Below are 25,583 nucleotides of genomic sequence, written 5' to 3'. Positions count from 1 at the left end.
CTATGTGAAACAGCAAGGGGCTTTCTATTTATGTTGTTAGCTGATGAAAGTCAAAAGGCGTAATTGGGGTTTTGTCCTCAATCTCCTTTCGAAAACGCGCCAGCATGGCACTTTCTTCAGCGCTTAGTGTTCGGAGATCAAATGCTTGATGTAAAAGCCCATAAATAAGCATATGACGCAGCATAAGGAAATCTGGTATTGTCGCCAGCCATGCGTCATCAAGCTCATTCTCCTGTCGATAGCCTTTGAGAAAATGGCTCATAAATTCACCCGTAAATTCAGCTTTATCCTCATACGGAATCACCGGATACCAAAGAACGTTGTATAGCAAAATGCTCATATCGTTGATAAACCAGTGATACCCACAATCATCAAAATCAAATGCAATGATTTCTCCCTGATGATAATGGAAGTTCCCGTGATGTAAATCCGCATGCACCAGTCCATAGACATCCTTGGATATTCGGAGCTGGTGAAGCTTTTGCATCAGTTCATCTTTTCTCTGCAACACAACCGTTTGATCAGAAGGAATATACGTTTCAAGCTTTAATTGCTCCTCCTCATACCACTCTTGACGCTTATAGCGAGGATCTTTCACTTGATATTGCTTAGTCGTTTGATGCATACGCCCAGTATAGGCTCCTAACGCTTGAAACAACAGTCCATTCCAATCTGCTTCGGTCACTTTTCTGCCGGGCGCCTTTTCGTACACTCTCAGCAAAAAAGCGCCTCCTGCTTGATCGGGAATCGCTTCAACATCTTTTCCTCTTGCGGATAAAACCGGTTTAGCTACTGAGATTCCATGTTGAGATAAATACCGAATCCAGTCCATTTCTCCTAGAATATATGTGCTTGAGCGGCGAATGGTATGGGTAATTTTCAATATATAACTTGACCCTTTTTCATCCGTATATTCATACACATAATTTTCTGCATCGGCTAGAAATGTGACCTGTTCTGGCTGAAAATGATAGAGTAGAGCCGCTTTCTTTAAGACCATTTGTTCATCGTATCGTGCTTTTACTTCTTTATGCATGCTGATTCTCCTTTTATCGTCTTTTTACTTATACATGACGGTAATCAGCATTTATACGAGCATCAACATACCTGCCTTTCCTTTTGGTTTCTTCACATACTTTGACAAAAGTTGAAAAATTCCTCTAATTAGAAATAAAAAACCGCCAAAAGGCGGTTTTCAGATGGTTGACAAAGGGCGAAATTGAACTTGATTTTAGCCCTTTGTCTTCTTTTCAGCGTGATAGAAAACCTTTGAAGTCTAGGAAGGACGAGTACTGGCGCGGAGCGAATTTCACATTCGTGAGCACCAGCACGCAGGACTGACAAAGAATGCGAGGGTTTGTCTACACGCTAAAAACCGCCAAAAGGCGGTTTTTATTTAGTCATATATATGAACCGTTGGTTCTTTGTCTTCAGCATTTTTTGTGATGAGGGCTTCTTGCTGATCAGAAGAGGTGATGTTGATTTCTATATTGGTGCTCTTATAGTAATCCATGACTTCACCTGTTAAGTATTGCGTAAATGCCACGACTTCTGTTTTTCCGTAGAATTGCATTGGAATTTCCACTTTCATTTTTTGCAAGTTCCCGTTTTTATAGAAACCTTTGCCTACCACACCTGTGTAATTCGGGAAGTAGTCTTCTACCTTTGTCTTGAAGCGGTCAAATCGCTCTGAATCATCTTTGTAGCTGCTCTTGGCATTATCAGAAGGAAAGAAGACATTCTCTTCTTTAATCGTATCCCAACTGCCAATATCAGCTGATCCTGCTTTTACATCGGTTTTAGCGATGAAGTTTCCTGGAACAATAGATGATTTTGGTGCTTGTTTATAAAGAGCAATCATGACTGGGACTTTTTGCAGTCCGTCCATTTGACGAATTCGTTTAATGACTTGTTCCGCAATTTTTTCGCCCTCTGCTAAAAGTTTCTTTGAATTCTTCGATGAATCGATGGTCACCTCTTGCTGAGGATCCCCGATATTTTCGCGATAATAATAGACAGAGTTAAGCGCAAGACCGATGACAACCCCGCCAAGCTGTAAGCTATTTTTATCTTTTCTGATTAAGTAATTATGTTCTAGCATGGAAGCTAAGTAGATTGGACTATTTTCATTTTTTGACTTTGTTGAACCTGAGTTTGGAAGAGCAGGGTTTAAACCTAAGTTCTTAAAGTCTTTGTCTTCTTTTTCAGCTTTTTTCAGATCACTGCCTGTTTTTTTACGGGCAAGCCAGCTGAGAACAGTATCTTCATCTAAATGCTGTCCTTCTTGGAACAGATAGTCGTTTGTATTGAATGATTCTGTTGCCAGGCGCATGAGTCCTGTTTCAAATTCATCAATGTCTAAGCGTGTATTGAGACGCTCTGCTGTTAGTCCTCTTGCCGCTCCTTGTTTAAACGGCAGCACCATTTTGTAATAGGAATCAGAGATGTTGTACATTGGGATGATCGCTGTTTCTTTCGTTTCATCCGTTTTTTGTGTGACCTCTTCCTCATCCTTTCCCCCAAAAGGTGCACACGCTGACAATACCAGTGTGAGCATTGTCAGCAGCAATAGCAACTTTTTCAATAGAAAACACTCCTCTTATTTCTTTAGCTCCTCGAGCATTTTGGCTTCGTCCCAAATTTCAATATTGAGTTCTTCTGCCTTTGTCAGCTTACTTCCAGCTGCTTCGCCGGCAATGACTAAGTCTGTTTTTTTACTTACACTACCTGCTAACTTGCCGCCTAATGCTTCGATCGCTGCCTTTGCATCATTACGAGACATTTCTTCTAATTTCCCCGTCAGCACAATCGTTTTTCCTGCAAAGTAGGAATCACTTTCTTCTACTTTCACCGGTTTTGGCCCTGTGTAGGTCATATTGACCCCAAGTTCTTTTAGTTCATTTAGCAGATCTAGTATTTCTTCTTTCTCAAAGTACGTGACAACTGCATCGGCCATTTTTTCACCAATTTCATCTACTTCAAGTAATTGTTCTTTCGTTGCTTGTTTTAACTGATCGATATCCTCAAAGTGCATGGCCAACGTCTTCGCTGCTTTAGAACCAATAAATCGAATACCAAGTCCAAATAATAAACGTTCAAGAGAGTTTTCTTTCGATTGCTCGATCGAACGCAGTAAATTATCGACTGATTTTTCGCCCATTCGTTCTAGCTGAATCAACTCTTCTTTTGTTAAACGGTAAAGGTCTGATACACGAGAGACAAGCTGTTCTTTGAAAAGTTGTGTAATAACTCGCTCGCCTAGCCCATCAATATTCATCGCATTACGAGACACAAAGTGAATGAGTCCTTCACGTATTTGAGCGGGGCATTGTGGATTGATGCACCGAAGCGCCACTTCTCCTTCAATTCTGACCAGCTCACTTTGACACTCTGGACATTCAGTCGGCATGTGAAACGGCTTTTCTTCTCCTGTTCGCTGATCAACAAGGACCCCTGCAACCTCTGGGATAATATCGCCCGCTTTTTTGACAATCACTTGATCAAAAAGGCGGATATCCTTCTCTTTGATTAAATCTTCATTATGAAGAGATGCACGTTGCACTGTCGTCCCTGCCACTTTTACAGGCTCAAGAATCGCTGTTGGGGTGATGACGCCAGTACGCCCCACACTTAGTTCAATATCAATCAGCTTCGTCACGACTTCTTCGGCCGGAAATTTGTACGCAACAGCCCAGCGTGGACTTTTTGCTGTGAAGCCTAGTTCTTCTTGCTGAGCCAATGAATTGACTTTAATAACAATGCCATCGATTTCGTATGAGAAATCAGCACGCTTTGTTTTCAGTGTTTCAATGAGGTCGATCACTTCTTCAATGGTTTGGCACAGCCGTCTTTCTTTGTTCGTTTTAAAGCCAAGCTCATCGAGAAGATCAAGTCCTGCGCTTTGCGTATTAACACCAATTTCATCAAGCTCCGCTATACTGTAGACGAAGATATCAAGGTTTCGTTTCGCTGCAATTTTCGTATCGAGCTGACGAAGTGAGCCAGCAGCCGCATTACGCGGGTTCGCAAACGGCTCTTCTTCGTTTTGTAATCTTTTTTCGTTAAGGGCTTCAAAAGAAGGTTTTGGCATAAATGCCTCGCCTCTCACTTCAATCGACAGAGGCCGATTGATTTTGAGCGGGATGGAACGAATGGTTTTGAGGTTCTCGGTAATATCCTCACCTGTTGTCCCATCACCCCGTGTGGCCCCCCGGACAAACACGCCATTTTCATAACGGAGAGAAACAGCGAGTCCGTCAATTTTCAGCTCGACATTGTAAGCGACGTCGTCACCGACTGCCTGACGAACCCGGCGGTCAAAATCAAGAAGGTCCTGTTCATGAAACGCATTGCCGAGACTGAGCATCGGTGTACCGTGACGTACTTTTTGGAAGGCGTCTAAAACAGCACCTCCTACTCTTTGCGAGGGTGAATCCGCTGCTTTTAAATCAGGGTATTCTTCCTCCAGAGAGATCAGCTCACGCATCCGCGCATCATATTCAGCGTCAGGAACACTTGGACGATCCAGTGTGTGATATTCGTAGTTGTATTGATTCAAAATCTGGTGTAGTTCCTCAATCCGGCGTTTCGCTGCTTCTTTATCCATCTGCTTCTTCCTTTCACTTCATCCGTTTTGTCAGTCCTATCAGTTTATTGCTTTTCGATTGGCGCAAATGCGGCAAGGAGACGCTTAATGCCTGTAGGGCTTGGGAAGGCAATATCAAGCTCTGTACTATCCCCACTACCTTTTACACTCACAACCGTGCCAACGCCCCATTTTTTATGAGCGGCTTTATCACCGACAGCCCAGCCAATGCTGCCGCCGCCTGTGTTTTGAATGGTTTGCGTTTGGGGACGTGAGACAGGCCCTCGTCTTTGCGGTCTTTCTCTCGTTTGGCCAAATGGTGTTTTCGTTTCTTTTTTCTCATTTAGGTTGTCCAATAAATCAGCTGGTATTTCTCTGATAAATCGTGATTCCAGATTCATGTTCGTCCGGCCGAATAACGTTCTCATCTTCGCACTTGATAAATAAAGCTCTTCTTCGGCCCGTGTGATCCCCACGTAAGCGAGACGGCGCTCTTCTTCCATCTCGGCATCTTCCATTAATGAACGGCTGTGCGGGAAGACGCCTTCTTCCATTCCCATTAAGAACACAACAGGGAATTCAAGTCCTTTTGCTGCGTGAAGCGTCATTAAAATGACCGCATCCTGATTTTCTTCCTCATTTTCATCCAGCTTATCGATATCTGCGACAAGGGCGAGGTCTGTCAGGAAGGTCACAAGGGACTTGTCTTCATTTTGTTCTTCAAAGTTCTTAGTCACAGAGAGAAACTCGTCAATATTTTCTAGACGGCTTTGTGCTTCAATTGTTTTTTCTACCTTCAGTGCTTCACGATAGCCTGTTTTCTCTAGGATTTCTTCTGTTAATTCTGTAACAGATAAATAATCCTGCATATTTGTCATTTGATCAATGAGCTGTTTGAATTCATCAAGCGCATTGGCTGCCCTTGCACTGAGTCCAATGAAATCTACCTGAGCAAGTGCTTCAAACATAGACAGGTCATTCATCTCCGCATATGCCGCAATCTTATCAACAGAAGTTGCACCGATTCCGCGCTTTGGTACGTTCACAATTCGTGCAAAGCTAATGTCATCATCTGGGTTAGCTACTAGGCGTAAGTACGCCAAAATGTCCTTGATCTCTTTTCTATCATAGAACTTCGTGCCGCCGACAATGTTGTATTGAATGTTTGACTTCAATAATGTTTCCTCTATGACACGAGACTGCGCATTGGTCCGATAAAGAATCGCAAAATCGGATAATTTACGCTTGCCGCTCTGATGCAGCTGATGAATCTTTCCAGCAACAAATTGTCCTTCACCGAATTCATTATCTGCACGGTAATAGGCAATCTTCGCTCCTTCGTCATTTTCTGTCCAAAGGTTTTTTGGCTTACGGTTTGAATTGTTTTGAATGACCGTGTTTGCGGCATTCAGAATACGTTTAGTCGATCTGTAATTTTGCTCAAGCAAAATTACTTCACTGGACGGATAATCTTTTTCAAAGGAAAGAATGTTTGTAATATCCGCTCCACGCCAGCGATAGATAGACTGATCCGAGTCACCGACCACACATATATTTTGAAAACGCTGAGCTAGCAATTTCACAAGCATGTACTGCGCTCTGTTTGTATCCTGATACTCATCGACATGAATGTATTGAAATTTTCGCTGATAGTGTTCTAATACTTCAGGAATCCGCTCAAACAGACGAATCGTCATCATAATAAGATCATCAAAATCGAGTGATTGGTTTTTGAGTAATCGTTTTTGATAATCTGTGTAGACGTCGCTGACCACTTGATCATAGAAATCACCAGCAGTTTTAGCGTATTCCTCTGCGTCAATGAGTTCGTTTTTTGCACTACTGATTGAACCTAAAATGCTACGTGGATCAAACTTTTTAGGATCGATATTTCGTTCTTTTAAAATGTTTTTAATGACTGAAAGCTGATCAGATGTGTCTAATATAGAAAAGTTGCGATTCACACCAATACGGTCAATATCGCGTCGTAAAATGCGCACACACATGCTGTGGAACGTAGAGATCCAAATGTCATCCGCACCAGGCCCTAAAATCGCTTGTACACGCTCACGCATTTCTCTTGCTGCTTTATTTGTAAAGGTAATCGCTAAAATATTCCACGGTGCCACATGCTTTTCTGCCATTAAATACGCAATTCGATGCGTGAGCACTCGTGTTTTTCCACTACCTGCTCCTGCCATCAGTAGCAGCGGCCCATCTGTTGCTTTGACCGCTTCTTTCTGTGCGTCATTCAGCCCTTCTAATAGATGATTCGATATTTCATTCATTTCATTCACCGCCAATTCGAACTTATGTTCTATTTTAACCCGTTTCGTCTTGTTTGACTATGATGACTTTTTCACTGCGTCGACTGTCTTTAACGCTTCTTTAAAATTGTCATAAATGACGTTTCCCACTACGACAACGTCTGCATGCTGTGCAAAGTCTTTCGCCTGCTCTTCGCTTTCAATACCGCCGCCATAAAATAGAACCGTTTCATGTAGCACTGCTTTGGTTTCTTTCACAAGCTCTATGTCTCCAAGCGTCCCGCTGTATTCTAAGTAAAAGATGGGCAGTTTCATCAAGTGCTCTGCCACTCTCGCATATGCCCTTACGTCATCTATATCCAGCGCCGTATTTGCCTCTGTCAGCTTAGCCGCTTTACACTCTTCGTTTAAGATGACATATCCTTCCGGCACAATCTCTTCCATTGACATCAAATCACCGTATTCCTTCATCGCATCCTTATGCAGACCAACAATCCAATCAGGATGAGCGCTGTTTAACACAGTGGGGATAAAATACAGGTCAAAGCCAGGCACAATCATCTCATGTGTCGAGATTTCAAGAACACATGGCACAAGAAAGCGGCGCACCTTTGACATCAGTTGCAGCACGTTGTCTTCTGTCACGTTGTCACTGCCGCCAATCAAAATGGCATCCGTACCGGATTCACAAATCGCTTCAAGTTGTTCATCGGAAATCTCTTTATTTGGATCGAGTTTAAAGACATGCTTCCACTCGGTAACATCATACATGAAAAACGTTCCTCCATTCGTTTCATTCCATTTAAATATTATAACAAAATCAGACACCGCAAAAAATGGGTAACCTCCTTCAGCTAAAAGTTTCATTCTTTTGAAAATAGTCGATTTTCACTTTAGGCGAGGTGAATGGAGACTATATGAAAAGCTCCACTTCAAGAGGAGCTGAGGGAGATCAATAGATGGATGCTGAACTGAAATGAGGCTTCATCTCATCACATGATATTATACATGAAAGGAACATTTGACTATCGACCAAGCAGGTGAATGATTTGAAAAGAACCATCACATATGATCAAACGATCGACATCGGATACATCTATCTCATCCCGCCTCGAATCGGGACAATCAAAGAAACCATTGAATTAGACGTGAATGAATGTGTGAACGTAGACATCGACAAAGAGGGCCGAGTGGCTGGGCTGGAGTTATTTGCAGAAGAAGCCAATGTGTTGAAGCACACACCCGTTTATGAGGACGAGCTTTCGTTACGTTTTACGGATCAGGAAGTTCTCTCAACCTATCATTTATCGGGCATTGAATTTCAATTCTCAACGCCTGATCACAATGGACTGATTGGTTTTACCATTGTCGATCCTCTTAGATATCATGTCAAAAGAAAGACAAGAAAAAACCGTTTTGATTGATTCAAAACGGTTTTTTAAAGCTATTGTCTCACTTCATTAAAATAATGGACGGATGTCATGGCCCCTTCATCGACCATCTTGTTGTCTTGAATATCTAACGGATCAGGGTGACCAGCTTTTTCAGGAACCTTTTCATCTGATCGGAACATGCTTGCCCATTTTTTGAGATGCTGTTTATTTTTCACTGCTAATAACACTGCACCACCAACCCCTAATCCTGCAAGTACATACGCATTCGGACGCTTATTCATGTATGTTCCCTCCCCTTATGATCTTATTTGTAAGTTACCCCGCCTTTTCATTTCTAAACGTCACAATCTGTTGAAGTGGTTTCTCTTTCAATGAAAAGTGGAATAACAACAGTAATGATAGAGAAAAGAGGGGATTTTCGTGACAACAACTTTCATTGTCATTGGCGCATTATTAGTGATTTTTTTCATCATACCAATCATTTTATTCATCTGGATTTGGATGCGAGATGAAAAACAGGAAGAGCATTCTGTCCTACGAAATTATCCGGTCATTGGAAAGCTACGGTTTATTTTTGAAAAAATAGGACCTGAGCTTCGTCAATATCTGTTTCTAAATGATCGAGAGGAGCTTCCTTTCTCAAGAAGAGAATACGAGCAAGCTGTCATGTCTGGGAAGTACAAAAGCCGGACAATGGGCTTTGGATCAAAACGTGATTTTGACAAGCCTGGTTACTATATTCGCAACGTCCTATTTCCAAAGCAGCGAGATGAGTTACGCATCGATCAATCTGAAAAAATCCAAACAAAAGTGTATCAGATCGATCAAGACAATTTACTGAGAAGAAGTGAACATACCAAAGAGGTCGAAGCAAAACCTTACTACCTCCATCAAGACGATGTACAAGTGATAGGCGAGCACACATGTCAAAAGCCTTTCCATGTAAAAGGTCTGATTGGTCAGTCAGCCATGAGCTACGGATCTTTAGGCGACAGGGCCATTACAGCATTATCCTCAGGATTAAAGATGGCTGGCGGTACGTGGATGAACACAGGTGAAGGCGGGCTTTCTCCCTATCACCTCAAAGGCGGAGCTGATATTATATGCCAGATTGGGCCTGGTCTATTTGGCGTGAGAACAGAGGATGGCGCTTTTTCCTTTGAAGAGTTTAAGAAAAAAAGCGAGCACGAGGAAGTCAAAGCCTTTGAACTCAAGCTAGCACAAGGAGCAAAAACACGCGGGGGACACATTGACGGTGAAAAAGTCACAGAAGAAATTGCCCAAATCCGTAAATTGCCGCCCCACCAATCCATTGACAGTCCGAACCGGTTCGAGATGTTTCACTCCATTCCTGACATGCTTGATTTTATTGAACAACTGCGAAACATCGGCGGAAAACCAGTTGGAATCAAGCTAGTTGTTGGACATAAAGAAGATATCGAGGAGCTTGCTCTCTATATGAAAAAAAGCGGAAAACATCCTGATTTCATTACAGTGGATGGCGGAGAAGGTGGCACAGGTGCTTCCTTTCATGAACTGGCTGATTCCGCAGGCCTACCCATTTTCACCGCACTGCCGATGGTCCATCAAATTTTGAAGAAATATGGGGTTCGAGATCAACTTAAGCTGTTTGCGTCTGGTAAACTTCTCTCTCCTGATAAAATTGCAATTGCCCTTTCCATGGGAGCAGATTTTGTGAATATCGCACGGGGCTTGATGTTCTCGGTTGGCTGTATTCGCGCGCAAGTATGCCACACGAATAAATGCCCTGTTGGGGTTGCCACCACAGATCCAAAGCTGCAAAAAGGTTTATCCATTGAAGAAAAGAAATACCGCGTCTGCAATTATATCCTGTCCCTTAGAGAAGGTTTGTTTAATTTATGCGCAGCAGCTGGAATTGAATCACCTATTCATTTTAACGAAAAACATATTATTTTTAGACAAGAAAACGGCCAGACAAGTGAAGTCCCTATGTTCTCAGGCACAGAGCAGTCTGTCTAGCTTAAAAAGGTGCGTTTCCGCACCTTTTTTCGTTGACATTCTTGCTCAATCACGTATAAAGAACTTAATAGATCTTTGATAAGGAGAAAGAGTATGCGTGAAAAAAAGGTCCGCGGTATGAAACGAAAGACTCAACAGATCATAAAAGAAATGAACGCAAATACGCAGTCGTTTCCGGAGAATGTTTCTGACTACTGGCACCTGCCTCTACCAGCGGCTTATGATTTTATGACTTCCAACAGAACACCGAAAAAGATCAAACGTCTATGCATTCAAACTCTATTGAATAGAGCTGAGCATCTCATTGATTTGAAACCAAACGACGGGGACATATATCGTGTCGTGGTCGCAGTCGATCTGCCTGGATTATGGCATTCACAAATCATTGTGTTTAAAGGGGATTCTTATGTGAAAGATTTCTTCAACAGACAAGATGAGTATCAGACATGGCTTCCCCTTTCTGATCAGAGAAATATTCAAAAAGAATGGGATTTATCTGTTGCGCAAAATATGCGAACCATCGGTTTTAAGGAAGTGATCACTGATGACGATGAAGTGTCCTATGAAGGTGAACGATGGTTTATGGGAGAACTTGATGATATCAAATAGAGCCATTTCAACTGAAATGGCTCTATTTGTTCAACTTCAAAACGACAAATCATAAAGAATGTCTGCAGTGAAAGCTGCTTTATTTTGTTTCGTCCGTTGCTTGTTGCTCTGCTACACGGTCAAGTGCCATCGTATAGGCATCATTTCCGTAGTTCAAGCAGCGTTTGACTCGTGAGATGGTTGCAGTGCTTGCACCTGTCTCCGTCTCAATTTTATGATACGTATTTCCCTCGCGAAGCATACGCGCTACTTCAAGACGCTGTGATAAAGATTGGATTTCATTGATGGTGCACAAATCATCAAAAAATCGATAACATTCTTCCAGGTCTTTAAGGGATAAGATGGAGTTGAATAGCTGATCTAAGCTTTTGCCCCTTAATTTATCAATTTGCATCTTTATACATCTTCTCCTTTACTATTGGCACACCGCTCCGCACTGACTTTTCCGAGAAAGCGGTATCTTTCCTGACTCATTTTTTTCAACCTCAGCAATGAGCTTTGAACGAATCATGACAGGTTTGGTTCTACGCTGAAAATGCCATCAGGTTCTTTCGTAAGCCGAAGCTTCTTTATCGTAAACAAATTCGACAAGTTTTGTCATATTCCTTGTGCGACAATCTGACAAACTTGTTTGCCTCCGATATCTAGAACACTTCTGCTCTGTTAAGTCTTTCCCTAAAAAACAGTATGTGTAGAAAGCTTGGCGAGACGACAAACCTGCGCCCCGCCTTGCTTAATTATTCAAAATATGTTGGTCGGCCAGCGTAACCGACAGATTCATTTTACAATTGGGCACTTCATTCGTCATGTCAAAGCCCTATGCTTTGTCACCATATCTAGCAGTGAAGAGATCTCTTGCTCACTCCTGCCCTATAACAGCGGTCAGAAATCTAGCAAATATGATACAGCTCCACTCTGTTATATTTTAACGCATTATAGACGGAAAGAGTACAGTTTTTTTCATGACATCAAATATTCCTCTTGGTGTCACTCGAATATACGGCAAGTGTGTGCTTTGGAAAAAGACAAGTGTATCAATCGGGCAGTCAAATGGATACCCTCGCTCAATGAGTAGCTCGCGTAACGTTTGCTCCTGCTGTAGAACCGTTTCAAACGGTTCAGCTGATGCACAGCCTGATAATTGCAGCGGGATTTCATGCAAAATCTTTCCGTTTTCTGTGAGCACGATTCCTCCGCCAATTTCTTTCATTCGCTTATGAGCAAGCATCATATCATCTTTATTTTTCCCAATCACTAAAATGTCACCAGTGGTTGAAAATGAGCTGACAAATCCTTGCACCTTGTTTGCAAATCCTTTTAACATTGTGTTCACGCGCCACTCGCCTTTTCGATCAATCAAACTGAAGAAGCTTTGATCATGGTCACAGGACAGCTGGTTGACAGAGTTATCAATCTCCACTGTATAAGGCTCCATGATGACAGCATTGCGCATTTTGACACCAAGCGGCATTGAGAATTGCAAGTCACTCATCGTCAGGTCATAGCTTAAATCTAATGGTTCAAGCCCGCCATTTTCCCATTTTGTCTCTTGGAATTGATGCTGGTTCTCCCCCTCTAATTTCAGGATTACCCCTTTAGAAATCACCGTTTCTGGATTTGGATTCATCGGATCATCTAAAATATTCACAGAAGCCAATCGGCCAGGACCGACCACCCCTAATAAGTCATCAATTTGATAGTATTTCGCAATGTTAAAAGTCGCCATATTGTACGCATCAATAGTAGGCACGCCTTCTTCAAGGGCAATGGAAATGAGACGATTGATCATGCCTTCTTCATAAAAGTGAGGCGCTGATCCATCTGTTGTATAGAAAAAGTGATCGTAGTGCCTAAAGTCACGCTCATGCAATTCCCTTAAAATGTTCACTAAATCTGGGCGGATGGAAGAATGACGTAAGGACACATGATAACCTAGAGACAAGCGTTTGAGCACATCGTCTGCATTCATTGCTTCATGATCACTGTCCGCTCCAAACAGCTTCATTTTTGTTAGCGTTTTCTCAGAAGCCCCAGGGAAATGCCCTTCAATTCGTTTTCTCTGCTTCTTCGTTTCTTGCATGCAATATAAAATGAGATCATCACCGTCCATTAATCTTGGCCAGCTCGTTAATTCGCCGCCTTGAAGGACGTCGGGATGATCAATCCATTCTTTCCGATAGTTAATAGGAAGCATCTCATCTTCATACCTGACCTCGGTTTGAAGATCGTATCTGGACCACCAGAAGTACTGAAATGGCTGCTTTTTTAATTCACACAGAGTGGAAAGCGCTTTCTTTTCGTTGCTTTGCAAAAGAAGAAATAAGTTATCGCTGACCATCGTTGTTGTGCCAAATTGAGACACATATTCTGCAAGTGATTGGGGATTATAAATATGGAACGGATGCGCGTGAGGTTCAATATACCCCGGCACAATGTATTTACCTTCACAATCAATCACACGTTTAGCTGATTTATTTTGAGGAAGCTCTGCTCCGACATAAACAATTCGATCATCATGTATCCAAATATTTGCCTTCACCCATTGCTTCAAAAACGGGTTTAGCACGAGTCCATTCGTTAAAAGGAGTGTTGGAACTATTTTTGAGTCGACTACATCGATTTGTGTGCGGATGTCATTGTTTCTCCAATTAAAAGTACGTTCGGACATTCACATACTCTCCTTCATTTGTATTAGCCCTATCGTAACATAACGAACCACGTTACGCATTAATGAAACGTTACAATTTCTTGAAATCACACTTAAAATAATTTAAAAAAGGAGAATCACTTGCAATGAAACCTAATCTTGGTTTAATGGAAGCGCTCATGAGAATTGCCTGCGGAATGACGATATGTACTGTAGCTGGATCCTTATATGCTCGAAAACCATGGAGTAAAATGCTGCTTTTTGGCATCATGCTCGGCGGATTAAAATTGGGTTCTGGTATTCTTCGTTTTTGTCCAGTGACCTATATGTGTGAACAGCAGAATACACATAAAGAGAAGGCTGAGTAGACAGCCTTCGTCAGATTGTTGACAAAGGGCTAAAATGATTTTTATTTTAGCCCTTTGTCTTCCTTTCAGCGTGACATGAAAACCTTTGAAGTCTAGGAAGGGCGAGCACCGGAGCGGAGCGAATGTTACATTCGTGAGCACCGGCGCACAGACCTGACAACGAATGCGAGGGTTTATCTGCACGCTGGAGAAGGCTGAGTAGACAGCCTTCTTTTTTTGTGTGTGAATCATTCCGCTGCTTCGCACCATTTGACCAACGTACCAGCAATGATTTCTGCTGCTTCAATCACATGTTTGATCTCAATGGATTCATTCGGGAAATGGGCAAGCACTGTCGTTCCAGGTCCAAACACAATGATTGGGATATCCGCTGCTTGTGACAGTAATCCGCCGTCTGTCCCCCAAGGGGCGGCTTCCACCTTTGGCGGGTGCTGCATGACCTCTTCATATTGTTCCTTCAATAGACCTAAAAGCGGGTGATCAGAGTCGATTGACCCTGGAAGCCATCTAGCACCAAACCACTCCACCTCCACAGGATGTTCTTGAAACCAAGCATCCTTTTCAGCGAGTCCAGTCATCCAATTTTCTAATTCCTTCTCTGCCTGCTCAACTGTCTCACCTGGCATCACACCAAGCCTGCCTTCCATTGTGACAAGATCTGCGACAGAGGACGGCCAATCACCGCCTTGAATTTTCCCAATGTTGATTGGAATTGGAATCGGGATATGCTGAAACAGAGGCTCCGTCACTCGCTGATTTCTTTCTTTTTCTAGTGCCGCTATATGAGAAAGGACCACCGTGCTCTTTTCAATAGCAGAAACACCGTGATACCTTGTTCCGCCATGAGCTGCCCTTCCTTTAATATGCAGCCTGAACCACTTTGATCCTTGCTGAAGCGGAAAAATGTTCATATGACTTGGCTCTGGAATGATGGCAGCATCCGCTGTGTACCCTTTCAATATTGCTGCAAGTGTGCCTGCTCCGCCGCTTTCCTCTTCGACGACACTATGAAACACCACATCTCCTTTCAGGGGAATCTGAAGCGCATGCAGTGCCTCAAGCGCAAAGAGTAAAGAAACGTTTCCACCTTTCATATCTGTTGCCCCGCGTCCATAAAGTCTCCCGTTTATGATATGCCCGCTGTAAGGCGGATATGTCCATTGATTCTTATCTCCTGCCGGAACCACATCTACGTGCCCGTTTAATAAAATCGATTTGCCACCACCTTTCCCTTTCAATCGTCCAGCAACGTTGGGACTCCCTTGAAAAGATCGGCGTGGGGAATAAAAATAAGGATGCTCTAGTAATTCATCGCCGCCAATTTCCCAAACGTCTACATCAAAGCCAATGGCGGACAGTTTATTGGCCACGATCTGCTGAACCTCTTCTTCATTTCCTTGGGTGCTGTCACATTGCACCATTTGCTGAAGAAGCGTAATGGCTTCATCCTGATGCTCTTTCATCCAGTTTCTGATACGTGTCATTGGCTGCAAGTCGTTCATCCTTTCTACACAACAGATTTGACATCAGGCGCTAAAATTAACGGCGCTTCAGTCGCCCTTATGACATCTTCCGGCTGAAATGGTGGCATGACTTCACGTAAAATCAGCAGCTGAGACTTGACCTCAATGACCGCCATATCCGTAATAATCAAATCGACACACGCTTTAGCGGTTAATGGCAATGTACAAGCCGTTTTCACTTTAGATCGACCGTGTTTATCCAGATGGCTCATCACCACTACCACTTTTTTCGCTTTTTGCGCCAGCTCAATCGCTCCGCCCATACCCGGTACTCTTTTCCCCGGTACAATCCAATTGGCAAGATCCCCTTGGCTGCTTACTTCAAGTGCACCCAAAATCGTCATATCCAGCATGCCTTTTCGGATGATGCCAAAAGCAGTCGTACTGTCCATGTACGAGCCGCCCTTTGTCAACGTAATGGGAAAACCACCGGCATTGCACAAATTCGGATCTTCTTCCCCTTGCAGAGGCGAGGCTCCTGCCCCCATAATGCCGTTTTCTGCATGCAGCCACACCTCATAATGTGCTGGAATGTAATCTGCTGCTAGGGTCGGAATGCCGATCCCAAGATTCACAATCATGCCGTCTTCAATTTCTTGTGCTGCTCTTTTAGCAATGCGGTGTCTTAAATCGATGTCTCCCATGCCCATGTCCAGTTCACTCCTTTTGATTGCACGATTTGATTCACAAATACGCCTGGCGTCACGATTTCTTCTGGATCGAGCTGCCCCGCTGCCACAATTTCTTCTGCCTCCGCAATGGTCCAGTCTCCTGCCATCGCCACAATCGGGTTTGTATTCCGTGCGCTTTTATCAAAAATCAGGTTTCCCACTTCATCTGCTTTGTAGGCATTGACGATGGCAATATCCGCTGTGAGCGCAGGCTCTAACATATAATTCTTCCCATTCAGTTGAACCAATTGTTTCTCATCGAGATTCAGGCTATCCATCCCAACATCTGTCACAATGCCCGCCAGCCCCATTCCGCCTGCTCTGATTTTTTCTGCAAGAATGCCCTGCGGATAAAAATGAACGTCTAATGTACCAGCTTGCATTTTCTGTCCGGCAATGGGATTTGAGCCGATATGAGAGGCGATGATTTTTTTCACTCTTCCTTCTGTGATGAGCCGGCCCACACCAATTTGCGGGAAACCTGCATCATTTCCGATCAATGTCAGATCTTGAATATTTGCTTGCAAAATGGCATCAATCAACGATGGTGGTGAACCCACGCCGCCAAATCCGCCAAACATGATGGTCATGCCATCTTTTAATCGCGTCATCACTTCATCCAAATCCACAGTTTTGTTCATGTTCATTCCTCCTTACATAGCAGATGGGAAAAACCCTCGATTGATTACTTCTTGTTCGACTTGTGTGATGGTCTGGCCGAATTTATCAATCAGTTCATCCATCTCCTGCTGTGTGATGGAAAGCGGCGGTGCGATCATAACCGCTGCGCCTCCGACTCCATCCTCTCCAGCGCTTGCTGGATACACAAGCAGTCCATTTTGTTTTGCCGTTTCAACGACGAGATTGGTTATCTGAGCATGTGCAGGAAATGGCGTTTTGGATAAACGATCTGCGACAAACTCAATGCCAATAAGCAATCCCTTCCCTCTCACATCTCCTATGATGGAATGATTTACTTGCAGATCTTTTAAAGCATTCATCAGATATCGCCCAGAAAGGTCAGCCCGGTCGGGAAGCTGATGTTTTTTCATATATCGAATGACCGCTAATGAAACAGCTGCTGAAAGCGGATTGGCACTATATGTGTGCCCTGCCATGACAGAGCCGGAGCCGCTGATAATCGGTGCCATCACACGATCCGTTGAGACAACTGCTGCGATTGGAGAATAACCTGCGCTCATGCCCTTTCCGAGAACCATGATATCTGGTACCGTGCCCCAGTGTTCCATCGCAAACATTTTTCCAGTTCGTCCAAAGCCCGTCATGACTTCATCTGCGATCAATAAAATGTCGTTTTCTTCACAGACTCGCTTCATTGCTTCGAAATAACCGTCTGGCGGCAGGAGCGCCGCTCCCGCTGCGCCAACAATCGGTTCAGCAATCAATGCGGCGATCCTCTCTTTTCCTATACGCTGGATGACGGTCTTAAATTCCTGGACATACCACTCGACCTGCTTGCTGTCTTCCTTTGGCAGCCATGACCTGTAACTATAGGGCGGAGACAGCACTGGATGCTTTTCAAGCAGTGGTTCAAAGCGCTCTCTCCTTGCAATATGACCTGACATCGACAGCGCCCCTAATGTAATGCCGTGGTAACTCATCCATCTTGAGATGATATGATTTTTTTCCGTCTTCCCCTGCTCCTGCCAATGCTGAATCGCCATTTTCATAGCAGTCTCCGTTGCCTCTGAACCGCTCCCTACAAAAAAAGACCAGTTCAGATCACCTGGGCAAAGTGTACTCAATTCATACGCTAGTTCTTCCGCTGGTTCATTCGTAAATTGTGACCTGTACGTAAAGCTCACCTTTTTCGCTTGCTCCGTCATCGCATCAATAATCTCTTGTATGCCATGTCCAATACTTGCCGTGACTGCCCCTGATGAGCCATCTATATATTTTTTTCCGTCCCGATCATATAAATAAATCCCCTCTCCTCTCACAGCCACAGGATATTGCTGATTTAACATCGGTTTGATTAAGTAATCCCGGGTCTCCACTTTGTCATTCCTCCCTCTCTTGTCAGCAGCTGCACTTTTCTTTTTACATGAATCGCAAGAAAATTTTGTATACTTGGTATAAGATTAGCTTAATCAAGAGGGCAGTCATCCTCCATTCGCCATATGCCCGAATTTCACATGTGTTTTTTATACATGGTGTATAAGAGTGTTCAAAAGGAGGTCATGAGTCTATGGCGATTCTCGTCAAAGATGCACTCTCGCTCGATATGATGAAAGAAACCAAACTGCTTGCTGGAGAAAATGGACTGGATCGTCTTATCCAGTGGGTGACCATTGTGGAAATTATTGAGGACACGTCTAGACTTTCCGAAGGAGAATTACTTGTTACAACTGGGTTTGGACTGACAGAAAATAAAGAAAGACGCATACGGCTTGAACAATTGATTCAATCTCATCGTCTTTCAGCCATTGCCATTTATAAAGGCGTGTACTTAACGGAAATTCCCGCATCACTCATTGAAGCCGCCGAAAATAGCGGTATTCCGCTCATCGAGATTCCGCCTCATGTCAATTTTTCAGACATCACAAAAGCCGTTCTAGAACAAATCGTCAGCAGTCAGCTCCATCAGCTCAAATATTCTTCCGCGATTCATCAAAGACTGACCCATTTAAATGTGAGCAATAAAAATGTCACGCAAATTACAGATGAACTGGCACATCTCACAGCGGCAAATATCGTCGTACTGGATGTGTTTTTGCACCAAACAGCAGCTCATCTCGAAACAGACGAAGTGACCTATTCTCCTGCTTTTGGCTTTCTAACAGATGACGAACCGATTGAAACCTCTTCTCTGCTCAAGCAGGCAGAGGAAAAAGGCCGGCTCGTCTATGACACATATGGTGCGTTTGTTCTAGCGGCATGCCCTGTGATTGCAATGGGGGATATTTTCGGGTTCATTGTGGCGTTAAAGAAAAAAGAGACGTGGCACCATCTCGATGCCATCGCCATTGAGCATGCCGGTGCGGTGTATGCGATTGAATGGTTAAAACAAAAAGCTATTCAAGATACAGAAAACCAAATGCAGGGGCATTTATTGGATGATATGCTGCAACAGCAATACACAGAAGAAAGTTATGTCATCGAACAAGCAAGAAAGCTGCAATATGATATGAGCGAAGAACAAGTCGTCATCTACTTTCAATTTCAGCATCAGCACACACAGCTCGATCATCAAATGGTGCAGCGCCTATCCCAATTGCTCACATCCATTTTTGAACGCAGACAAATTCCTTTTTTATTAAAGGCAAGGCTTGATTCCATTTTCGTCTTGACGCCTGCAGGGAAAAGCACGTATCAAGAAACAAATTGGTATCGCGCATCAGAAGAATGCCGCAGTACTTGGTCTTATTTTTTCCCCGTCCATCCCATTGTGATTGGCATTGGAAGAGCCTACGACCAGATCAGTCTCTTTGCTAAAAGTGCAAAAGAAGCCCAATATGCAGCAAGGCTTCTTCCTCTTTTGAAAACAGATGACAGCATCATTCATTATCAGAAGCTCGGTCTATATGGGATGCTGCTTGAAATGAACGAAGCCGGAATGAATTTGCATGACTTTTATGTGGAGCTGTTAAGCCCGCTGCTTTATACAAAAAAACAAGGAGCTGACCTCATTCATACACTCGAAGTGTATTTGGCACACAATGAAAATATTCAAAAGTCAGCGGGGGAATTGTTTATTCACCGGCATACGTTAAGCTACCGGTTGAAACAAATTGAAACGAGAACAGGCTGCAGCCTCAAATCCACTGATGATCGGATGAAGCTGCAGCTGAGTATCATGGCGTACCGCCTATCTGGTCTGCTTGATCAGATGAGAACCATTTCATGATTCATTTGGCGTTTTGACCCATAGATTCATATCTTCAATTTTGTCAAAAATATAGCAGTTGTTTTGAAAGCGTCCGGTGTATGTATACCCGAGCTGATAAAATACTTGATTCATTCCATAGGACAGTGCACGGGCAAGAGAATAAAAGACATAAATGTGCATGGATTGAAGCTCTTGTTCGAGGGCTAGAATCAAATGATGCATGAATCCTAGTTTTCTGTATGTGGGAAGGGTTGCACAATCTGTTAATTCTGCATGACCATACGGCACATTGATTTCAGCGGATGCGGCACTTACAAGTTGACCGTCATGTTCAACGGCATAAAAAACCGTCCCTTCCTCCATTACCTTTCGGATGTAATCTGGCTCGTTCATTGGCGTGGGGTACGTTTCAAAGACCGTATCATAGAGCGCTGCCAGCTTGTGCACATCCTCTGGACCGGCTTTCCTCATCACATACTCATCTTGCCACACGCCTTGGTCTGTTTTAATCGGCTTTTCTTGAATAGACGCAACGATTTCATCTTCCTTCAGCCAAAATGGGCTGTTCATTCGATCTTCGGTCAGAAAGAGCGACATGCCGTACGCATCACTTCCGAGGAAATAATGAGAAAACACGCCTTCAAGCCGAAAGCCTTTTGCTAAAAAAAGCGGCATATGCTCACGCCTTACTTTTACAATAACCTTAGACGCCTTGCAGTCCGCCGCTTCCTGAAGCACGGACTGAATCACATCCTGCACCCTGCCGCTATAGTCATCCAAACGAATTCGCTCATTAAATGAATCCATACAGATCAAAGCAGAAAAACGCTCGTTTGCAAGTTTCTTCAATTGCACCATACACTCATTCCCCTCTTAGCTAATGAAAAACTTCCAAATTAAAAATGAAGAAATAGCAATGCCAGAAAAAATGGATAGGATCATATAACTAATGGCAAAGCTTTTTTTCAATTTATTCTGCTTAATGGCAGTCACCATGATGTTATTTATAGTTATGAGATATAAAACAAGCATGACATTTGCAAAGATGATAAATGCTTTGATTTCCATGTTGCCTCCCTAAATCTATTCGTGATCCCATACTACTTCTTCATCATCTGCCCGCATCCCTCCTATGAACAGAAGAAGAAAAAACACCTTTCCATCTCGTCAGATAGAAAGGTGTTTTGATTAAACGTTTTTCCCCGCAGCCTTCAGCGCACGGGCGCCAATGTCACGGCGATAAAATAAACCTGGCTGAATGATTTCTTCAACCGCTTCATACACTCTTGATCTTGCTGCTTCAAATGTGTCGTCAAATGCGGTCACATTTGCTACACGGCCGCCATTTGTGACGAATTGATCGTTTTCCTTTTTTGTTCCTGCGTGGAAGGTGACGACATCAGAGACCGTTGTTTGCAAAGCACCGATTGGCGTGCCTTTTGCGTAGTCTTCTGGGTATCCTTCTGATGCAAGAACGACACTGACAGCGGCTGTGTCTTTCCACTGCAAGTCCACATCTTTTCCATCTAGAATGTCTAGGAAGACTTGAACTAGATCTGATTCAAGACGAGGAAGCACTACTTGCGTTTCAGGGTCGCCAAAGCGTGCATTGAACTCAATGACCTTAGAGCCTTCTGGTGTCAGCATTAAGCCTGCATATAAAATGCCTGTAAACGAACGCTCTTCCTGCACCATCGCGCGAGCTGCTGGTTTGACGACGTCTTCCACCGCTTTTTGTACCACTTCATCAGAAATTTGTGGAACCGGTGAATAAGCGCCCATCCCGCCGGTGTTTGGTCCTTTGTCATCTTCAAATGCCCGTTTATGATCCTGTGCGATCACCATCGGATACACCTTTTCTCCATTGACAAAGGCCATCAGAGAAAACTCTTCACCCGTTAAAAATTCTTCAATGACAACCGATGCACTCGCATCGCCAAACTTTTCATCCTCTAAAAAGTCATGCAGGCAGTTAATTGCCTCTTCAAGCGTCATTGCCACTGTCACGCCTTTTCCTGCGGCAAGCCCATCTGCTTTAATGACAATTGGGGCACCCTTTTCTTCCACATATGCCTTCGCTTCTTCAAACGATGTAAAAGTGGCGTAAGCGGCTGTCGGGATCTCATAATTTTTCATTAAGTCTTTTGCAAATTCTTTTGAGCCTTCAATGACTGCGGCTTTTGCATTCGGTCCAAATACCTTGAGTCCTGCTTCTTCAAATGCATCGACGACACCTGCAATTAATGGAACCTCTGGACCGACAATTGTTAAACCGATGTTATTGTCTTTTGCAAAACGAATTAACGCCTCATGATCTCCCTCGTCGATCGGTACAAGCTTCGCAGCGTCTGTCATTCCATCATTGCCGGGTGCGACAAATACTTGGCTGACAAGTTCGCTTTGATTCACTTTCCATGCGATGGTATGCTCTCTTCCGCCTCTGCCGATAATTAATACGTTCACACTGTCATCCCCTTAATGTTTGAAATGTCTAACGCCAGTGAAGACCATGGCGATGCCGTATTCATCTGCTTTTTGGATTGATTCTTCATCACGAATGGAACCACCTGGCTGGATGATCGCTGTGACGCCTGCCTTTGCAGCAGCTTCCACTGTATCGCCCATTGGGAAAAATGCATCAGAACCTAGTGCACTGCCTTTTGCCTTTTCACCTGCTTGCTCAATTGCAATGTTAGCCGAGCCAACACGGTTCATTTGACCAGCACCAATACCTGCTGTCATTTGATCCTTCGCTAGAACGATGGCATTTGATTTCACATGCTTGACGACTTTCCAAGCGAGCTTTAAGTCTTTCCATTCGTCTTCAGTCGGTTCTCTTTTCGTTGGAATAGAGATCGTTGCTTCCTCTAAGCCGTATGTGTCGATATCCTGAACGAGCAATCCACCATGAACACTTGTGAGCTGCTTTTCTTTTTTCCCAAGATCTGCTTCTACATCTAATGTTAGTAGACGAAGGTTCTTTTTCGCTGTTAACACGTCAAGTGCTTCTTGGCTGAACGATGGTGCGATGACGATTTCTAAGAAAATCGTATGGAGCACCTCAGCCGTTTGTTTGTCTACTTCACGATTAAGCGCCACAATGCCGCCGAAAATAGATGTTTCATCTGCTTTAAATGCACGATCAAATGCTTCTGCAATCGTTTCCCCTGTCCCAACACCACATGGGTTCATATGCTTTACAGCCACAGCCGCTGGCTCCGTAAATTCACGTACAATTTGAAGAGCTGCATCTGCATCTTTGATGTTGTTGTAGGAAAGTTCTTTTCCATGTAATTGCGTTGCAGTAGCTAAAGAGCCTTTGCTTGGAAGCGCATTTTCATAGAACGTCGCCGCTTGGTGCGGGTTTTCTCCATAACGAAGAGATTGCTTTTTCTCAAATGTGACTGTGAACTGTTCTGGCTCTGTTTCGCCAACAAAGTTCGTTAAGTAATCCGCAATCAGGGCATCGTAAGCAGCTGTATGACGGAATACTTTTGCTGCAAGCTCACGTTTTTTCTCTAGTGATACGCCGCCTTCTTTGATTTGTTGAACGACAGAATCATAATCACGCGGGTCTACAATCACCGTGACGTCCTGATGGTTTTTAGAAGCAGCACGAAGCATACCCGGTCCGCCAATATCAATGTTTTCAATCGCTTCTTCATACGTGACATCGTCTTTGGAAATGGTCTCTTTGAATGGATATAGATTCACAACGACAAGATCAATCGGCTGAATGCCGTGCTTTTCGATCTGTGCCATATGCTCATCGTTTTCTCTCACTGCTAACAGTCCACCGTGAATGTTCGGATGAAGCGTTTTGAGACGTCCGTCCATGATTTCTGGGAAGCCAGTCACTTCAGAAATACCAATGACATCAATGCCGTTCTCTTGAAGAAGTTTGTGTGTACCACCAGTTGAAATCACTTCAACTCCAAGTTCTGTTAGTTCTTTCACAAAAGGTACAAGATTTGTTTTATCGGAAACACTGATTAATGCGCGTTTGATCGTCATGCCTTTGTCACCTCATTAAGATAATTCTAAAAGTGATTTGATCACTTTTGGATATAGTGTATGTTCTAATTCATGCATTCTTTTTTCAATGGATTCAAGGTCTTCCCCTTGTTCAATATGAATGGCTGCTTGATCAATAATCGGGCCGGTATCCATGCCTTCGTCGACATAATGAACCGTGATGCCAGCCACTTTGACTCCTGCTTGATAGGCTTGTCCAATCGCATCGAGTCCAGGAAATGCTGGCAGTAAAGAAGGGTGGATATTCACGATTTTCCCTCTAAATGCATCAAGCAATGTCGGACCGATCAGTCGCATATACCCAGCGAGGAAAATCCATTCCACTTCATGCAGTTTCAACTGTTCAATAATGGTTTGCTCAAAAGCTGCTTTACTCGGGAAAGCCTTCGGCGTAAAAGAAAAGGACGGAATGCCCTCTTTCTCTGCCCGCTCCAGCACCTTCGCACCCGGTTTATCACAGATCACAATGGCGGCTTTTGCCGGCCACTGTTCTTCTTTTAACGTATCAATAATGGCTTGAAAATTTGTCCCGCTTCCAGAGGCGAAGATCGCAAACTTTTTCATGAGAGGCTTCCACCACCGAAAGTGACGCCTTCTCCTTTTTGAACTCGTCCGATAAGAAAGGCTTTCTCTCCGTCTTGTTCAAGTCCGCTGATCACATCGACGAGATCATCCTCTTTGACGGCTAGGACAAAGCCGATGCCCATATTAAATACATTGAACATCTCTTCTGCTTTCAATTGCCCTTTTTCTTGAATAAAGGAGAAAATAGGCGGGACCGGCCATGAGCCGTTATCAATCTCAACACCAAGCCCTTCAGGCAGCATACGTGGTAAGTTCTCAATAAAGCCACCGCCTGTCACATGTGCCATACCGTCAACCTTGCCAGCTTTCACTTGTTTAAGAACAGGCTTGACATAAATCTTCGTCGGTTCCAGCAGCTCTTCTCCAAGCGGTCTTGTAAAAGGTTCATACGTTTGGTGAAGGTCTAGACCTGCGTCTTCCAGCAATACTTTTCGTACAAGAGAATAGCCATTGCTATGAATTCCGCTAGAGCTGAGTCCAATCAGCAAATGCCCTTCCTTGATGTTCTCACCTGTGACGATTTCATCCTTTTCAACGACACCTACAGAAAATCCAGCAATATCATATTCTTCTTCTGTGTAAAGACCCGGCATTTCTGCAGTCTCTCCGCCGACAAGCGCTGAACCAGACTGCTCGCATCCGTCAGCTACACCTTTGACGATGGATTCAATTTTCAAAGGATCTGCTTTTCCAACTGCTAAGTAATCTAAGAAAAAGAGCGGCTCTGCCCCTTGTGCAAGCACATCGTTCACACACATAGCAACAGCATCTACACCGATCGTATCGTGTTGATCCATTAAAAATGCTAGCTTTAATTTCGTACCAACACCGTCTGTTCCTGAGACAAGAACGGGCTTTTTGTATGGCAGTTCAGATAAATCAAACATACCGCCAAATCCGCCTAGAGCCCCCATGACACCTGCTCTTTTTGTACGTTCTACGTGTGTTTTCATTCGTTTAACGGCTTCGTATCCTGCTTCGATGTCGACACCGGCGTTTTTATATGCTTCTGACATCCCATTCACTCCTTTTATCTGCTTGTCTTTCA

The 25,583-nt window shown here is 43.7% G+C and carries 23 protein-coding genes; 5 read left to right on the top strand and 18 right to left on the bottom strand.

Going from position 1 to position 25,583, the window contains the following annotated elements:
- Positions 1-28 precede the first annotated feature (28 nt).
- From MKY11_RS03425 to MKY11_RS03405, 5 genes are all read right to left on the bottom strand, one after another.
- A complete protein-coding gene (locus tag MKY11_RS03425; RefSeq protein ID WP_342501850.1) occupies positions 29-1,036 on the bottom strand; it encodes a phosphotransferase in 1,008 nt (335 codons plus the stop codon).
- A gap of 360 nt (positions 1,037-1,396) precedes the next feature.
- On the bottom strand, positions 1,397-2,557 hold the full coding sequence (locus MKY11_RS03420) for a CamS family sex pheromone protein (protein ID WP_231493313.1): 1,161 nt from the start codon (positions 2,555-2,557) through the stop codon (positions 1,397-1,399).
- 42 nt (positions 2,558-2,599) lie between these two features.
- Positions 2,600-4,606, bottom strand: coding sequence for an NAD-dependent DNA ligase LigA (gene ligA / locus MKY11_RS03415; RefSeq protein WP_274660854.1), 2,007 nt, complete (start codon positions 4,604-4,606; stop codon positions 2,600-2,602).
- A gap of 44 nt (positions 4,607-4,650) precedes the next feature.
- The gene (pcrA, locus tag MKY11_RS03410) at positions 4,651-6,873 is read right to left on the bottom strand and encodes a DNA helicase PcrA (protein WP_274660855.1); all 2,223 of its coding nucleotides are present in this window, start codon (positions 6,871-6,873) and stop codon (positions 4,651-4,653) included.
- A gap of 57 nt (positions 6,874-6,930) precedes the next feature.
- Positions 6,931-7,623, bottom strand: coding sequence for a heptaprenylglyceryl phosphate synthase (locus tag MKY11_RS03405; RefSeq protein WP_008344257.1), 693 nt, complete (start codon positions 7,621-7,623; stop codon positions 6,931-6,933).
- A gap of 278 nt (positions 7,624-7,901) precedes the next feature.
- Between MKY11_RS03405 and MKY11_RS03400 the strand changes: the two genes are divergently transcribed.
- Positions 7,902-8,276, top strand: a complete 375-nt coding sequence (locus MKY11_RS03400; RefSeq protein WP_342501849.1) for a DUF2283 domain-containing protein — start codon at positions 7,902-7,904, stop codon at positions 8,274-8,276.
- A gap of 20 nt (positions 8,277-8,296) precedes the next feature.
- Here MKY11_RS03400 and MKY11_RS03395 read toward each other — a convergent pair whose 3' ends face one another.
- Positions 8,297-8,527, bottom strand: a complete 231-nt coding sequence (locus MKY11_RS03395; protein ID WP_017366762.1) for a hypothetical protein — start codon at positions 8,525-8,527, stop codon at positions 8,297-8,299.
- Positions 8,528-8,666: 139 nt separating this feature from the next.
- On the opposite strand from MKY11_RS03395, the gene MKY11_RS03390 reads away from it, so the two are divergent.
- Positions 8,667-10,247: an FMN-binding glutamate synthase family protein gene (locus MKY11_RS03390; protein ID WP_342501848.1), complete on the top strand. Its 1,581-nt coding sequence runs from the start codon at positions 8,667-8,669 to the stop codon at positions 10,245-10,247.
- A 93-nt stretch (positions 10,248-10,340) separates the two neighbouring features.
- A complete protein-coding gene (locus tag MKY11_RS03385; protein WP_045034428.1) occupies positions 10,341-10,856 on the top strand; it encodes a DUF3916 domain-containing protein in 516 nt (171 codons plus the stop codon).
- Positions 10,857-10,935: 79 nt separating this feature from the next.
- Here the strand turns inward: MKY11_RS03385 and MKY11_RS03380 are convergent, their stop codons facing one another.
- Both MKY11_RS03380 and MKY11_RS03375 read right to left on the bottom strand, forming a co-directional pair.
- The gene (locus MKY11_RS03380) at positions 10,936-11,250 is read right to left on the bottom strand and encodes a YerC/YecD family TrpR-related protein (protein WP_007496879.1); all 315 of its coding nucleotides are present in this window, start codon (positions 11,248-11,250) and stop codon (positions 10,936-10,938) included.
- Between the two features lie 531 nt (positions 11,251-11,781).
- Positions 11,782-13,524 carry an adenine deaminase C-terminal domain-containing protein gene (locus tag MKY11_RS03375; RefSeq protein WP_342501847.1) on the bottom strand — a complete coding sequence of 581 codons (1,743 nt, stop codon included), beginning with the start codon at positions 13,522-13,524 and terminating at the stop codon, positions 11,782-11,784.
- A 125-nt stretch (positions 13,525-13,649) separates the two neighbouring features.
- On the opposite strand from MKY11_RS03375, the gene MKY11_RS03370 reads away from it, so the two are divergent.
- On the top strand, positions 13,650-13,871 hold the full coding sequence (locus tag MKY11_RS03370; RefSeq protein ID WP_008344274.1) for a DUF2892 domain-containing protein: 222 nt from the start codon (positions 13,650-13,652) through the stop codon (positions 13,869-13,871).
- A gap of 227 nt (positions 13,872-14,098) precedes the next feature.
- Here the strand turns inward: MKY11_RS03370 and MKY11_RS03365 are convergent, their stop codons facing one another.
- From MKY11_RS03365 to MKY11_RS03350, 4 genes are read right to left on the bottom strand one after another with little or no spacing between them, the layout of a single operon-like run.
- Positions 14,099-15,364, bottom strand: coding sequence for a peptidase (locus tag MKY11_RS03365; protein ID WP_342501846.1), 1,266 nt, complete (start codon positions 15,362-15,364; stop codon positions 14,099-14,101).
- Positions 15,365-15,378: 14 nt separating this feature from the next.
- Positions 15,379-16,044: a 3-oxoacid CoA-transferase subunit B gene (locus tag MKY11_RS03360; protein ID WP_268363602.1), complete on the bottom strand. Its 666-nt coding sequence runs from the start codon at positions 16,042-16,044 to the stop codon at positions 15,379-15,381.
- On the bottom strand, positions 16,020-16,706 hold the full coding sequence (locus MKY11_RS03355) for a CoA transferase subunit A (RefSeq protein ID WP_342501845.1): 687 nt from the start codon (positions 16,704-16,706) through the stop codon (positions 16,020-16,022). Before MKY11_RS03355 ends, MKY11_RS03360 begins: the two co-directional genes overlap by 25 nt.
- Positions 16,707-16,718: 12 nt before the next feature.
- Entirely contained in the window at positions 16,719-18,083 is a 1,365-nt protein-coding gene (locus tag MKY11_RS03350) for an aspartate aminotransferase family protein (RefSeq protein WP_342501844.1), read from the bottom strand.
- 191 nt (positions 18,084-18,274) lie between these two features.
- Here MKY11_RS03350 and MKY11_RS03345 point away from each other — a divergent pair, with 191 nt between their 5' ends.
- Complete coding sequence (locus tag MKY11_RS03345) at positions 18,275-19,933, top strand: PucR family transcriptional regulator ligand-binding domain-containing protein (RefSeq protein WP_327862170.1); 1,659 nt, start codon at positions 18,275-18,277, stop codon at positions 19,931-19,933.
- Here MKY11_RS03345 and ablB read toward each other — a convergent pair.
- The 6 genes from ablB to purM form a co-directional block, all read right to left on the bottom strand.
- On the bottom strand, positions 19,928-20,773 hold the full coding sequence (gene ablB, locus MKY11_RS03340; RefSeq protein ID WP_326377303.1) for a putative beta-lysine N-acetyltransferase: 846 nt from the start codon (positions 20,771-20,773) through the stop codon (positions 19,928-19,930). The two genes, MKY11_RS03345 and ablB, sit on opposite strands and share 6 nt — an antisense overlap.
- A 15-nt stretch (positions 20,774-20,788) precedes the next feature.
- Positions 20,789-20,983: a hypothetical protein gene (locus MKY11_RS03335; protein ID WP_135009881.1), complete on the bottom strand. Its 195-nt coding sequence runs from the start codon at positions 20,981-20,983 to the stop codon at positions 20,789-20,791.
- A gap of 120 nt (positions 20,984-21,103) precedes the next feature.
- A complete protein-coding gene (gene purD, locus MKY11_RS03330; RefSeq protein WP_024719399.1) occupies positions 21,104-22,378 on the bottom strand; it encodes a phosphoribosylamine--glycine ligase in 1,275 nt (424 codons plus the stop codon).
- Positions 22,379-22,390: 12 nt separating this feature from the next.
- Positions 22,391-23,929 carry a bifunctional phosphoribosylaminoimidazolecarboxamide formyltransferase/IMP cyclohydrolase gene (gene purH / locus MKY11_RS03325; RefSeq protein ID WP_008344287.1) on the bottom strand — a complete coding sequence of 513 codons (1,539 nt, stop codon included), beginning with the start codon at positions 23,927-23,929 and terminating at the stop codon, positions 22,391-22,393.
- Positions 23,930-23,944: 15 nt separating this feature from the next.
- Positions 23,945-24,514, bottom strand: a complete 570-nt coding sequence (gene purN / locus MKY11_RS03320) for a phosphoribosylglycinamide formyltransferase (RefSeq protein ID WP_008344288.1) — start codon at positions 24,512-24,514, stop codon at positions 23,945-23,947.
- Positions 24,511-25,551, bottom strand: coding sequence for a phosphoribosylformylglycinamidine cyclo-ligase (gene purM, locus MKY11_RS03315; RefSeq protein WP_017366751.1), 1,041 nt, complete (start codon positions 25,549-25,551; stop codon positions 24,511-24,513). The genes purN and purM overlap by 4 nt, the downstream gene beginning before the upstream one ends.
- Positions 25,552-25,583: the final 32 nt, after the last annotated feature.

This window comes from Bacillus sp. FSL W7-1085, assembly GCF_038595035.1.
In the GTDB taxonomy this organism is placed as follows: domain Bacteria; phylum Bacillota; class Bacilli; order Bacillales; family Bacillaceae; genus Bacillus; species Bacillus altitudinis.
Note: the sequence above shows the minus strand (reverse complement) of the source record. Positions and strands in the feature narration are given on the sequence as shown.